Annotated in this window: 11 protein-coding genes; 2 read left to right on the top strand and 9 right to left on the bottom strand. The window is 73.9% G+C overall.

Going from position 1 to position 11,995, the window contains the following annotated elements:
* Nucleotides 1-116 precede the first annotated feature (116 nt).
* The 4 genes from ABFY07_RS35800 to ABFY07_RS35785 all read right to left on the bottom strand — a co-directional run bounded on the left by ABFY07_RS35800 (nt 117) and on the right by ABFY07_RS35785 (nt 3,267).
* Nucleotides 117-1,142, bottom strand: coding sequence for a COG1470 family protein (locus ABFY07_RS35800; protein ID WP_346178501.1), 1,026 nt, complete (start codon nt 1,140-1,142; stop codon nt 117-119).
* Between the two features lie 100 nt (nt 1,143-1,242).
* Nucleotides 1,243-2,007, bottom strand: a complete 765-nt coding sequence (locus ABFY07_RS35795) for an LPXTG cell wall anchor domain-containing protein (RefSeq protein WP_346178500.1) — start codon at nt 2,005-2,007, stop codon at nt 1,243-1,245.
* Between the two features lie 196 nt (nt 2,008-2,203).
* Entirely contained in the window at nt 2,204-2,716 is a 513-nt protein-coding gene (locus ABFY07_RS35790; RefSeq protein WP_065960587.1) for an ATP-binding protein, read from the bottom strand.
* Between the two features lie 182 nt (nt 2,717-2,898).
* Nucleotides 2,899-3,267, bottom strand: coding sequence for an STAS domain-containing protein (locus ABFY07_RS35785; protein WP_346178499.1), 369 nt, complete (start codon nt 3,265-3,267; stop codon nt 2,899-2,901).
* A 250-nt stretch (nt 3,268-3,517) separates the two neighbouring features.
* Here ABFY07_RS35785 and ABFY07_RS35780 point away from each other — a divergent pair, with 250 nt between their 5' ends.
* Nucleotides 3,518-4,483: an RNA polymerase sigma factor SigF gene (locus ABFY07_RS35780; protein ID WP_346178498.1), complete on the top strand. Its 966-nt coding sequence runs from the start codon at nt 3,518-3,520 to the stop codon at nt 4,481-4,483.
* Nucleotides 4,484-4,620: 137 nt separating this feature from the next.
* On the opposite strand, the gene ABFY07_RS35775 is transcribed toward ABFY07_RS35780, so the two are convergent.
* Complete coding sequence (locus ABFY07_RS35775; protein WP_346178497.1) at nt 4,621-5,241, bottom strand: TetR/AcrR family transcriptional regulator; 621 nt, start codon at nt 5,239-5,241, stop codon at nt 4,621-4,623.
* Nucleotides 5,242-5,398: 157 nt separating this feature from the next.
* Between ABFY07_RS35775 and ABFY07_RS35770 the strand changes: the two genes are divergently transcribed.
* Complete coding sequence (locus tag ABFY07_RS35770; RefSeq protein ID WP_346178496.1) at nt 5,399-6,331, top strand: zinc-binding dehydrogenase; 933 nt, start codon at nt 5,399-5,401, stop codon at nt 6,329-6,331.
* Nucleotides 6,332-6,379: 48 nt separating this feature from the next.
* On the opposite strand, the gene hutI is transcribed toward ABFY07_RS35770, so the two are convergent.
* From hutI to hutU, 4 genes are all read right to left on the bottom strand, one after another.
* Nucleotides 6,380-7,549: an imidazolonepropionase gene (hutI, locus tag ABFY07_RS35765; protein ID WP_346178495.1), complete on the bottom strand. Its 1,170-nt coding sequence runs from the start codon at nt 7,547-7,549 to the stop codon at nt 6,380-6,382.
* Nucleotides 7,550-7,653: 104 nt separating this feature from the next.
* Nucleotides 7,654-8,997, bottom strand: coding sequence for a formimidoylglutamate deiminase (locus tag ABFY07_RS35760; RefSeq protein WP_428837066.1), 1,344 nt, complete (start codon nt 8,995-8,997; stop codon nt 7,654-7,656).
* Nucleotides 8,994-10,181 carry an allantoate amidohydrolase gene (locus ABFY07_RS35755; RefSeq protein WP_346178503.1) on the bottom strand — a complete coding sequence of 396 codons (1,188 nt, stop codon included), beginning with the start codon at nt 10,179-10,181 and terminating at the stop codon, nt 8,994-8,996. Before ABFY07_RS35755 ends, ABFY07_RS35760 begins: the two co-directional genes overlap by 4 nt.
* Nucleotides 10,182-10,240: 59 nt before the next feature.
* On the bottom strand, nt 10,241-11,905 hold the full coding sequence (gene hutU / locus ABFY07_RS35750) for a urocanate hydratase (protein WP_346178493.1): 1,665 nt from the start codon (nt 11,903-11,905) through the stop codon (nt 10,241-10,243).
* Between the last annotated feature and the right edge of the window lie 90 nt (nt 11,906-11,995).

The raw sequence follows: 11,995 nt of genomic DNA, 5'->3' as shown, positions 1-11,995 counted from the left end.
ACGGGGTGGGCGGGGCGCGCCGGGCCGGCGGGGCGTGCCGGGCCGGCGGGGCGCGCGGGGGAGCACGGCGGGGCCGGGGGTGGCGGCGGGGGCGGGGATCGCGTCCGTACGGCCTGTCACGTCCTGGCTCCTGACCCCGTGCCCGCCGGCTCCCGTGCCTCGCGCGCCTCCCGTGCCTCCCGCGCTTCCCCTGCCTCTCGCGTCGGGGCCGCGGCCGCCTCGCCGTCCCGGGCGCCGCGCCTCCCGCGTCGTCTCCGCCACAGCCGGGCGCCCCCGGCCCCGGCCAGGCCCAGCGCCAGCGCCGCGGCCCCGGCCAGGGCGCCCCGGGGCACGGGGGTGTATCCGGCGGATGCGGCCGCGTGGGCGCCGCCCGCCGCGGTCGCGGTGAGGGTGACGTCCACCGAGTCGAGGGCGGGCGCGCCCGGCCACCTCTCGGTCAGCCGCACCCGGCGGCCCGGTGCCAGTTCGACGTGGAGCGGGCGGGCGTCCCGGCGCAGCACCTCGCCGAACAGCCCGTCGGCGCGCACCGCCAGCCGGGGCGTCAGCACGGTGTTGCCGCGGTTGACGAGCGCGTAGTGGATGGTGGCGCCGCGGTCGGCCTTGACCACCTTCACGTCCTCGACGGACAGCGCGGCCAACACCGGCCCGCTGACCCGCAGATGCACCCGCACCCGGACCTCGCGGCCGCCGCCGGTGACGACCAGGGCGCCGGGGTGGTCGCCGGGCGGGGCGTCGGGCGGAACGGTGAGGGTGAAGGGGACGTCGGCGCGGGTGCGGGCGGGGACCGTGACCCGCTCGGCGGCGAGCGCGATCCACGCGCCGCTCCCCCGGGCCGCCGACGGGGCGTCAGGGCCGGTGGAGGGGCCCGTGGGGCGCAGCCGTACGGTGCGGGGCCGGTCGCCTCGGTTGACGATCGAGAGCCGGTCCCGGAGCGCGCTGCCCGGCCCGCCCTCCAGGTAGAAGTACGGCCGGCCGGCGGCGCCCGGCCCGTCCGCGCCGCCGGCCGCGGGCCGCGCGGTCCAGTCCGGCCCGGCGGCCGTGGCGGGTGCGGTGAGCAGGGCGGGCGCGGTGAGCAGCGCGGCGGCGAGGGCGGGCGCGACGGCGGCCGGCCGGGCGCCACGGGGGCGGAGACGAGACGGCATCGGCGGCTCCTCGGGGGCTGGTGCTCGTACTCGTGCGTGGCCGCGGGGCGGCGACGGGCAGGGCCCTGGCCTGGTGCGGGGGCCTCGGATCCGCGGGGCCTCAGGCCCCCGGGCGCCGACGGCGGGTGAGCCAGAGGGTTCCGGCCGCTCCGGTGAGGAGCACCGTGGCGCCGAGGGTGCCGAGGGCGATCGCGGAGTCGGCGGGTCCGGTCTGCGGGAGGCTGCCGCCGGAGGAGGTCTGCGCACCGCTGGTGCCGCTCGTACCGGCCGTACCGGATCCGCTCGTACCGCCCGACCCGCCGGTGCCGCCCGAGCCGCTGGTCCCGCCCGAGCCGCCCGAGCCCGTGACGTCCAGGCTCAGCGAGGGTCCCGGGTTGTTGCCCGGGGTGCAGGTCGTGGTGGTGCCCAGCGCCTTGATGGTGAGGGTCGAGGCGGTGAAGGTGACCTTCCCGGTCTTCTTCGGGGTGTAGGTACCCGACAGATCGCTGATCTTTATCGGGGTGTTGGCGGGGATGGCCTGGTCGTTGGCGGGGCCGGAGACCTGGAGGGTGCCGGTCTCCGCGCCGCCGAGCCTGATGAGCGCGCTCGGGTGCATGGCGCCCTTGCCCAGCTCGACCGGGCTGGAGGAGACGCCCTTCTGGAAGGACATGGTGAGCTTGTACGCGCTGCCGCTCTTCACGGCCTTGATGTCGATGGGCGAGACGGCGCTCTTGTCACCGATCGGCGTCTTGCACTTGTAGTCGACGTCCACGGTGGCGGCCCGCGCGGCCGGGGCGCTGAGGAGTGCCGCGGAGCCGGCCACGGCCGCGGCCAATGCGAGGGCTGCGCCACGGCCGAGGGCGGCGTGGCGATGCGTGTGGGACACCTCGAGATCCCCTCTCGTCAAGTGCCGCAGCCGAATGTTACTGACGACACATCAGATCGGGCGCTGACAGTACGCCCGGGACCTTGTCGAGGGAAGACAAAGTGCGCGCCGGTTCGGCGCGCGGCGGGTGAAGACAGGGAAACCGGGGCGCCCGCGCGGGCCCCGCGTCCGTCGGACGGTCGGCGGGCCCGGGGCGTCAGGAGGGGGCGGCCAGTTCGGCCCAGACCGTCTTGCCGGTGCCGTCGGCGTTGCGGACGACCCCCCAGTCGAGACACAGCCGCTGCACGATGAACATGCCGTGGCCGCCGGGCCGGCCCGCGCGGTGCGGGGAGCGCGGGGCGGGGGTGCCCGAGCCGAGGTCCACCACTTCGAGCCGGAGCACCTTCGGCGAGAAGCTGACACGCAGCTCCTCCGGTCCGTCGGCGTGCAGACAGGCGTTGGTGACCAGCTCGGAGACGACCAGCAGGACATCCTCCGCGGCGGCCCGCTGATCCGCCGTCACGGCCGGGAGCCAGCCCCAGTCGCGCAGCGCCTCCCGGGTGAAGTCGCGCGCGCGGGGCACGACGCCGCTGGCTCCGATCAGGTGGAGCCTGCGGATCTGCCGGATGGCCCCGGCGGGTGGGGTCGCCGCTGGGGTGGCCGAGGCGGCGGGGCCGTCCGGCTCCGGGCCGCCACGGTCGCCCGGCGGGTACGGCCGGGTGGTGCTCATCAGCGGCTTCACCTCACCGATTCACCGATTCAGGGACAAGGGATACCTGATCTTCTCAACAGTTTCAGCCTGTCTCCTGCCCGAGGAAAGCGTGAGAACACCCACTTCCTGGGAACGTTTCGTGTGACGCGGGCTACGCGTCGACGACGTGCCGGACACGCGTCGGAAACAGGAGGCGGCCGTCACTCGACGAGCGCCGCGTCCAGCGATTCATGGACCGTGAAGACGGCCTCCGCGCCTGTGATCTCGAACACGCGCGCCACAACCGGCTGCATCGCGACGAGATGGACCGCACCCCCCTTGGCCTCGGCCTTCAGCCGGGCACCGAGGAGGACATTGAGCCCGGTGGAGTCGCAGAACTCCAGCTTGGAACAGTCCACGACGAGTCGTGCATGCCCCTCCTCCACGCAGGCCTCCAGCGGTTCCCGCAACGCCTCTGCGGTGTGGTGATCCAGCTCACCCGCCGGCGTCACGACCGCACTCGCCCCGTGGTGCCGAACCTCAACCTGCAGCCGGCCCTTGCTGGCGCTGCCGACCATCTGGCGGTCCATGTGCGCACCTCTTCTGGCGTCTCGTTGCTTTCGATTGCGCGGATCGAACATTACGCCTTCTCCACGGCCTCCGGTACCCGAACATTTCACATTCTTCGCCAAATATGGACAAGTTGGACTTGCCACGTGGAGGTGATTCCGGGTAGGCGTAGAGAGACACATCCGCCACGTACCGGCTTTGGAGGCGCCGCAAACCGCATCAGCTCGTAATGGCGTCGGCAGCCATATGCCGAGAATGAGGGAGGAGACTATGTCACCCCGGCTCGACGAATCGCGCACCGATTCCTCTGTGAACACATCAGCCACTCAGGACACTCGGATCACCGCCTCGTCGACAATCGCAGCACCACGGTCCGCATCCGACCCGGACGGCCTCCCGGCCCCCGGGCACTCTTTCGAGGACCTGCCCGAACTGGCCGACCTACCCGAGATCCCGCCGTACGAAACGGTGGGGCCGGTGGACGCGCGGGCGTTGTCCAAGACCCTCTTCGAGCGCCTCGAGGCCCTCGAGGAAGGCACCCACGAATACGCGTACGTCCGCAACACCCTGGTCGAGCTCAACCTGGCCCTCGTCAAGTTCGCCGCCTCCCGCTTCCGCTCCCGCAGCGAGCCCATGGAGGACATCGTCCAGGTCGGGACCATCGGCCTGATCAAGGCAATCGACCGCTTCCAGCTCAGCCGGGGCGTCGAGTTCCCCACGTTCGCGATGCCGACCATCGTCGGCGAGATCAAGCGCTTCTTCCGCGACACCAGTTGGTCGGTGCGGGTGCCCAGGCGGCTGCAGGAGCTGCGGCTGGACCTCGCCAAGGCCGGTGACGAGCTGGCGCAGCGGCTGGACCGCGCCCCGACCGCCGCCGAACTGGCCGAGCGGCTCGGCATCACCACCGCCGAGGTCATCGAGGGCATGGCCGCGAGCAACGCGTACACCGCCAGCTCGCTGGACGCCCAGCCGGAGGAGGACGACTCCGAGGGCGCGCTCGCGGACCGGATCGGCTACGAGGACCACGGACTCGAGGGCATCGAGTACGTCGAATCCCTCAAACCCCTCATCGCGAATCTTTCACCGCGCGACCGGAAGATTCTCTCGCTGCGCTTCGTGGCGAATATGACCCAATCGGAAATCGGCGACGAGCTGGGCATATCCCAGATGCACGTCTCCCGGCTGCTGTCGCGCACACTCGTCCGGCTCCGCAGGGGCCTGATGGTCGAGGAGTAGCGCTCACCGCAGACGGATAAGGGCCCGCCCCCGTGGGGGGACGGGCCCTTATCCGCGCCCGCGCGCTTTCCCTTTCCGTACGGATCCCGTACGGAATATGACGCCCCGTCCGCACAACGCCGACGGCCCACTCCCCGCTAGTCGCCGGCGGTGCCCCGGGCCAGCTCCGCGACCTCGGGGATCGCGTCGAACGCCTCCCGCGTCCTGCTCCGCAGCGCGTCGCGCCCGGGGTCGCCGGGCTGCCCCGCCCACTCCTTGAGCGCGTGGCGCCAGGCCGCCAGCATCAGCTCGAACAGCAGCCGCACCCGCAGCTCGTCGGCCGGATGACGGCTCGCGACGGAGGCCACGAGCGCGTCGGTGACGTCCGCGCAGTGCCGGAGGCTGTGCGCGGTCAGCGCCGGGGTGCGGTCGGCGAGCGCGCGGCTGGCGCGGAAGCGGCGCTCCCAGCCGTCCGCCATGTCCGCCACCGACGTGAAGAGCGTGTCCTGAAGCGTCGTCAGCAGCGGGCCGGTCAGCGGCCGCGCCTCGATGCGCTCGGCGTACGCGCGCCACAGCTCCTTCTCGGGCGCGAGCGCGACGTCCTCCTTGGAGGCGAACGTGCGGAAGAAGGTGCGCTTGGACACCTCCACCGCGGCCACCAGCTCGTCGAGCGTGACGGCGGCGAATCCCTTCTCCGAGAAGAGCGCCAGCGCCGTCTCGACGAGGGCCTCTCGGGTGCGCAGCTTCTTGCGCTCGCGCAGGGGCAGTTCGTTCACCACGCCGGGCAGCCTACCTCCCGGCGCCGGATGCGTCTCCGGCGCGTTCGCCCCTCAGATGCTTATGCCCCTCACGCGCTTATGCCACTTGAAGGCTTATGCCACTCAGTGGCACTATGCTGGATCTCGTGATCAACTCTTCTGGACCGCGGAGGCGGACTTGCGCGCACTGACGATCGACCACACGGCCCCCGGGCATCTGGCCCTCGCCGAGGTACCGGACCCCGAGCCCGCGCCCCACCAGGCGCTGGTGCGAGTCGAGGCGTTCTCGCTCAATCACGGCGAGGTCGCCTTCGAGGTGCCCGCCGGCGCCGAAGGATCCGTGCCCGGCTGGGACGCGGCGGGGGTGGTGGAGCGGGCGGCCGCGGACGGCTCGGGCCCGGCCGTCGGCACGCCCGTGGTCACCGTGGGCGCCGCCGGCGCCTGGGCCCGGCTGCGGGCCGTGGACACCGACCTGCTGGGCACCGTCCCGCCCGGCACCGACCCCGGCGCGGTCAGCACCCTGCCGGTGGCCGCGGGCTCCGCGCTGCGCGCGCTGCGCCGCCTCGGGCCGATCCTGGGCCGCCGGGTGCTGGTGACCGGCGCGGGCGGCGGGGCCGGGCGCTTCGCCGTCCAGCTCGCGGCCCGGGGCGGCGCCCAGGTCGTCGCGGCCACGTCGGACCCGTCGAAGGAGGCGGAGCTGCGGGCGCTGGGGGCGCACGAGGTCGTCGTGGGCACGGCGGTCAGGCCGTCGGAGCCGGTGCACGGCGTGATCGACCTGATCGGCGGCGCCGGGCTGGTCGCCGTCTACGAGGCGCTGGCGCCGCACGGGACGCTGGTCGCGCTCGGGCACACCGGCGGCGACGGCGAGACCTTCCCGTACGGGGCTCTGTTCGGCCACCAGAACCGGCACAACCGGTCGATCACCACGTACTTCCTGCTGGACGACGCCGACGGGCTGGGCGCGGACCTGTCGTGGCTGGCCGGGCTCGTGGCGCGCGGCGATCTTGACCCGCAGATCGCCTGGCGGGGCGACTGGTCGCGGGCCGCCGAGGCGGCCGAGGCGCTGCTCGGCCGCCGGGTGCGCGGCAAGGCGGTGCTGGACGTGGGCTGAGCGGCGTGGGATGAGCGGCGTGGGATGACCGGCCCGCCGCGGGCGCGGTCAGATCAGCTCGCCGCCCCGCCAGACCGCCGCGACGAGGGGGACGCCGGGGCGGTAGGCGAGGTGGACGTGCGAGGGGGCGTCCAGCAGGGTCAGATCGGCGCGGGCGCCCGGGGAGATCCGGCCGACGTCGGTGCGGCGCAGGGCCCGCGCCCCGCCGGCCGTGGCCGCCCACACGGCCTCGTCCGGGGTCATCCGCATCTCGCGGACCGCCAGCGCCACACAGAAGGCCATGGAGCTGGTGAAGGACGAGCCCGGGTTGCAGTCGGGCGAGAGCGCCACCGTCGCGCCCGCGTCCAGCAGCCGGCGCGCGTCGGGGTACGGCGAGCGGGTGGAGAACTCGGCGCCCGGCAGGAGGGTGGCGACCGTGTCGCCCTGGGCCAGGGCGTCGACGTCGGCGTCCGAGAGGTGGGTGCAGTGGTCGGCGGAGGCGGCGCCCAGCTCGACGGCCAGCTGGACTCCGGGGCCCCGCGTCAGCTGGTTGGCGTGCACGCGCGGGGTCAGGCCGTGCCGTACCCCGGCGGTGAGGACGGCCCGGGCCTGGTCCCCGTCGAAGGCGCCCTCCTCGCAGAACACGTCGATCCAGCGGGCGTGCGGGGCGCAGATGTCCAGCATCGGGCCGGTGACCAGGTCCACGTACGCGGCGGGGTCGTCGGCGAACTCCGGCGGCACCACATGGGCGCCGAGGAAGGTGACCTCGTCGGTGTGGGCGGCGGCGATCTCCAGCGAGCGGGCCTCGTCCTGGGAGGTGAGGCCGTAGCCGGACTTGATCTCCATGGTGGTGGTGCCCTGGCGGAGCGCCTCCCGGACGTAGTGCGCCACGTTCGCGCTCAGGTCCTGGTCGGAGGCGGCGCGGGTGGCGGCGACGGTGGTGCGGATGCCGCCCGCGCTGTAGGGGCGGCCGGACATCCGGGCGTTGAACTCCTGCGTCCGGTCGCCCGCGAAGACCACGTGGGAGTGGGAGTCGACGAAGCCGGGGAGCAGCGCCCGGCCGCCCGCGTCGACCCGGCTGTCGGTGGCGGGTGCTTTGCTTGACTCACCGACCCAGGCGACGCGGTCGCCGTCGATGACGACGGCCGCGTCCTGGATCAGACCGAGGGGGCCTTCGCCGAGGGAGGGGTCGTTGGTGACGAGGGTGGAGATGTCGATGATGGCGGTGGCGGTCGTCATCGCGGGGGCGTTCTCCTTCATCGGCCGCCGCGGCGGCCGTCGGGTCGGTTCCGGCGGGGCGGCGGCCCGGCCGGCGCCGCGGCTTCGTGCCGGGCGGTCACGGCTCAGTCCCGCAGGGCCGCGACGGCCTCGGCCAGGGCCTCGGGGACGCGCGGGACGAGCTGGTGAGCCCCGTCCCGTACGACATGGCGCCCGCCGACCACGGTGTGCCGGACGTCGGCGGCCGTGGCCGCGAATACGGCCGTCTCGGCCCCGAGCCGGGGCGGCGGTCCCGCGGTGCGGACGGAGTCCAGCGCGATCGTCGTGAGGTCGGCGAGGGCGCCGGGCTCGATCCGGCCCGCGTCGTCCCCCCAGCCGAGGGCGGCGTGGCCGTCGACGGTGGCGGCGCGCAGCAGCGCCGGGGCGTTCCAGTGGCCCCGGGTGCGGGTGTGCAGCCGCTCGTCCATCTCCATGGCGCGCGCCTCTTCCAGGATGTCGATCACGGCGTGGCTGTCGCTGCCCAGGGACAGCGGGGAGCCCGCGTGCTGGAGCTGGGCGGCCGGGCCGATGCCGTCGGCGAGGTCGCGCTCGGTGGTGGGGCACATGCACACCCCGGTGCCGGAGTGGCCCAGCAGCCGGATGTCCCCGGGGGTGAGGTGGGTGGCGTGCACGGCCGTGGTGCGCGGGCCCAGCACCCCGTGGTCGGCGAGCAGCCGGGTCGGGGTGAAGCCGTGCGCCTCCACGCAGGCGTCGTTCTCGGCGGTCTGCTCCGAGAGGTGGACGTGGAGCGGCGCGGCGTGGTGGTCGGCCCAGCCGGCGACGGTGCCGAGCTGGTCCACGGGCACGGCCCGCACCGAGTGGACGGCCGCGCCGATCCGGGTGTTGCCGTCGGCCTTGAGCGCGCCCACCCGCTCCGCCCAGGCGTGGGCGGAGCCGTCGGAGAAGCGGAGCTGGTGGGTGTCGGGCTCGGCCCCGAAGCCGGAGGACAGATAGCAGGTGTCGAGGAGGGTGATCCTGATCCCGGCCTCGGCGGCGGCCGCGATCAGCGCCTCCCCCATGGCGTTGGGGTTGTCGTAGCGGGCGCCGCCGGGCGCGTGGTGGAGGTAGTGGAACTCGCCGACGCAGGTGATGCCCGCCATGGTCATCTCCGCGTAGACGGCGCGGGCCAGCTCGAAGTAGCTGTCCGGGGTCAGTTTGTCCGCGACCCCGTACATCACCTCGCGCCAGGTCCAGAAGGTGCCGCTGCCCGCCTGGACCACGCCCCGCAGGGCGCGGTGGAAGGCGTGGCTGTGGGCGTTGGCCAGGCCCGGGAGGGTCAGCCCGCGCAGCCAGACGGCGCCGGCGGGCGGCACGGGCGTGTTCGGCCGCACCTCCTTGATCCGTCCGTCGACCGCGGTCACGATGAGCACGTTCGGCTCCACGCTCTCGCCCAGCCAGGCGTGCTCCGCCCAGTAGGTCTGCGCCGTCAGTGACACGCCAGGCCCTCCAGTACGTCGGCGAGTGCCGTCACCCCGGCGAGGCAGTCGTCCTCGGCCGCCGTTTCCGCGGGCGAGTGCGAGACGCCTGTGGGGTTCCTTACAAACAGCATGGCGGTCGGCACGGACGCGGACAAAATGCCCGCGTCGTGGCCCGCGCCGGTGGGCAGGACCGGGGCGCCGCCGAGCAGCCGGGCCAGCTCGTCGCGGAGGCCGTGGGCGAACTCCACCACGGGTGTGAACGACTCCCGGGTGACCGTGACCGAGACCCCGTCGCGCTGCCCGCGCTCGACGGCCGCGCGCTCGATCTCGCCGACGACGGCCGCGAGGGTCTCCTCGTCGGGGGCGCGCGAGTCCAGCCAGCCCCGCACCAGCGAGGCGATGGCGTTGACCCCGTTGGGCTCCACGCCGACCTTGCCGAAGGTCGCCAGCGCCCCGGCGGTCCGCGCCTTCTTGCGGGCCGCGAGCACGGTGTTGGCGTAGGTCAGCATCGGGTCGCGGCGGTCCTCGAGACGGGTGGTGCCCGCGTGGTTGGCCTCGCCGTGGAAGTCGAACCGCCAGCGGCCGTGCGGCCAGATCGCGGAGGCGACGCCGACCGGGTGGGCCGTCTCGTCCAGGGCGCGGCCCTGCTCGATGTGCAGCTCCACGAACGCGCCGATGCGGGCCAGCCGCTCCGGGTCGGGGCCGATCGCCTCCGGGTCGTACCCGGCCCGCTCCATGGCCCGCGCCAGGCTCACCCCGTCGCCGTCGCGCAGCGCGTGCGCCTGCTCGGCGCTCAGCTGCCCGGCGCTCAGCCGGGAGCCGACGCAGGCCAGGCCGAAGCGGGCGCCCTCCTCGTCGCCGAAGTTGACGAGGGCGAGCGGCTTGGCGGGCCGCGCCCCGCGCGAGCGCAGCTCGTCCAGCGCGGCGAAGGCGGAGACGACGCCGAGCGGGCCGTCGAAGGCGCCGCCGTCCGGCACCGAGTCCAGGTGCGAGCCGGTCACCACGGCGTCGCCGGCGGCCGGGTCGCCGAGCCAGGCCCACTGGTTGCCGTTGCGGTCCTCCTCGTAGCCGAGCCCGCGGGTCTCGGCCTGGGCGCGGAACCAGGCGCGGCAGTCGGCGTCGGCGCCGGTCCAGGCGTAGCGGCGGTAGCCGCCGGTCTCGGTGTGGCGGCCTATGGGGAGCAGGTCGCGCCACATCTCGTGGAAGGAGGCGCCCGGCCGGTGGCCGGGGTGCGCCACCGGCTCGCGATCGTCGGTCACGCCGTCTCGCCCTCCCGCATCGGGACGCGCACGCCGCGCTCCGCCGCCACCTCGTCGGCGCGGTCGTAGCCCGCGTCGACATGGCGGATCACGCCCATGCCGGGGTCGTTGGTCAGCACCCGGCGGATCTTCTCGCCCGCCAGCGGCGTGCCGTCGGCGACGGTGACCTGGCCCGCGTGGATGGAGCGGCCCATGCCGACGCCGCCGCCGTGGTGGATGGAGACCCAGGAGGCGCCCGAGGCGACGTTGACCATGGCGTTGAGCAGCGGCCAGTCCGCGATCGCGTCCGAGCCGTCGAGCATGGCCTCGGTCTCCCGGTACGGGGAGGCCACCGAGCCGCAGTCCAGGTGGTCGCGGCCGATGGCGAGGGGCGCGGCGAGGGTGCCGTCGGCCACCATCTCGTTGAAGCGCTCGCCCGCCTTGTCGCGCTCGCCGTAGCCGAGCCAGCAGATCCGCGCGGGCAGGCCCTGGAAGTGGACCCGCTCCCCCGCCATCTTGATCCAGCGGGCCAGCGACTCGTTCTCCGGGAAGAGGTCCAGGATGGCCTTGTCGGTGGCCGCGATGTCCTTGGGGTCGCCGGACAGGGCCGCCCAGCGGAAGGGGCCCTTGCCCTCGCAGAAGAGGGGGCGGATGTAGGCGGGCACGAAGCCGGGGAAGGCGAAGGCGCGGTCGTACCCGGCGAGCTGGGCCTCGCCGCGGATCGAGTTGCCGTAGTCGAAGACCTCGGCGCCCGCGTCCATGAAGCCGACCATGGCCTCGACGTGCTTGGCCATGGCCTCGCGGGCCCGCTGGGTGAAGTCGGCGGGCTTCTCGGCGGCGTACGAGGCCATCTCGTCGAAGTCCACGCCCAGCGGCAGGTACGACAGCGGGTCGTGGGCGCTGGTCTGGTCGGTGACGATGTCGATCGGGGCGTTCATGGCGAGCAGCTGGGGGACCAGCTCCGCCGCGTTGCCCAGCACGCCGATGGACAGCGGCTTGCGCTGGTCGCGGGCGTCGGTGGCCAGCTGGAGCGCGTGCTCCAGGCTGTCGGCCCGCACGTCCAGGTAGCGGTGCTCGATGCGGCGCTCGATCGCACGCGGGTCGCAGTCGATGCAGATGGCGACGCCGTCGTTCATGGTGACCGCGAGCGGCTGGGCGCCGCCCATGCCGCCGAGCCCGGCGGTGAGGGTGATGGTCCCGGCCAGCGTGCCGTTGAACCGCTTGGCGGCGACGGCGGCGAAGGTCTCGTAGGTGCCCTGGAGGATGCCCTGGGTGCCGATGTAGATCCACGAGCCCGCGGTCATCTGGCCGTACATGGTCAGGCCCAGCGCCTCCAGGCGGCGGAACTCCTCCCAGTTGGCCCAGTCGCCGACCAGGTTGGAGTTGGCGATCAGCACGCGCGGGGCCCACTCGTGGGTCTGCATCACGCCGACCGGCCGACCCGACTGGACCAGCATCGTCTCGTCCTGCTTGAGGGTCCGCAGGGTGCGGACCATGGCGTCGAACGAGCGCCAGTCGCGGGCGGCCTTGCCGGTGCCGCCGTAGACGACGAGCTTGTCCGGGTGCTCGGCGACCTCGGGGTCGAGGTTGTTCTGCAGCATCCGCAGGGCGGCCTCCTGCTGCCATCCCCGGGCGCTGAGCTCGGTACCGCGCGGTGCGCGTACGGGTCGCGGTCCTGACATGGGCCGTGCCTCCCTACGGTCGACTGGATCGAGATATTCACATCTTGGCTGGAGTGAATAGAACTAGTCAATACCGGCTCGGGGGGTGTC

It is taken from the genome of Streptomyces sparsogenes subsp. cuspidosporus, assembly GCF_039532705.1.
GTDB lineage: Bacteria > Actinomycetota > Actinomycetes > Streptomycetales > Streptomycetaceae > Streptomyces > Streptomyces sparsogenes.
This window is presented reverse-complemented; position numbering and strand designations above follow the sequence as displayed.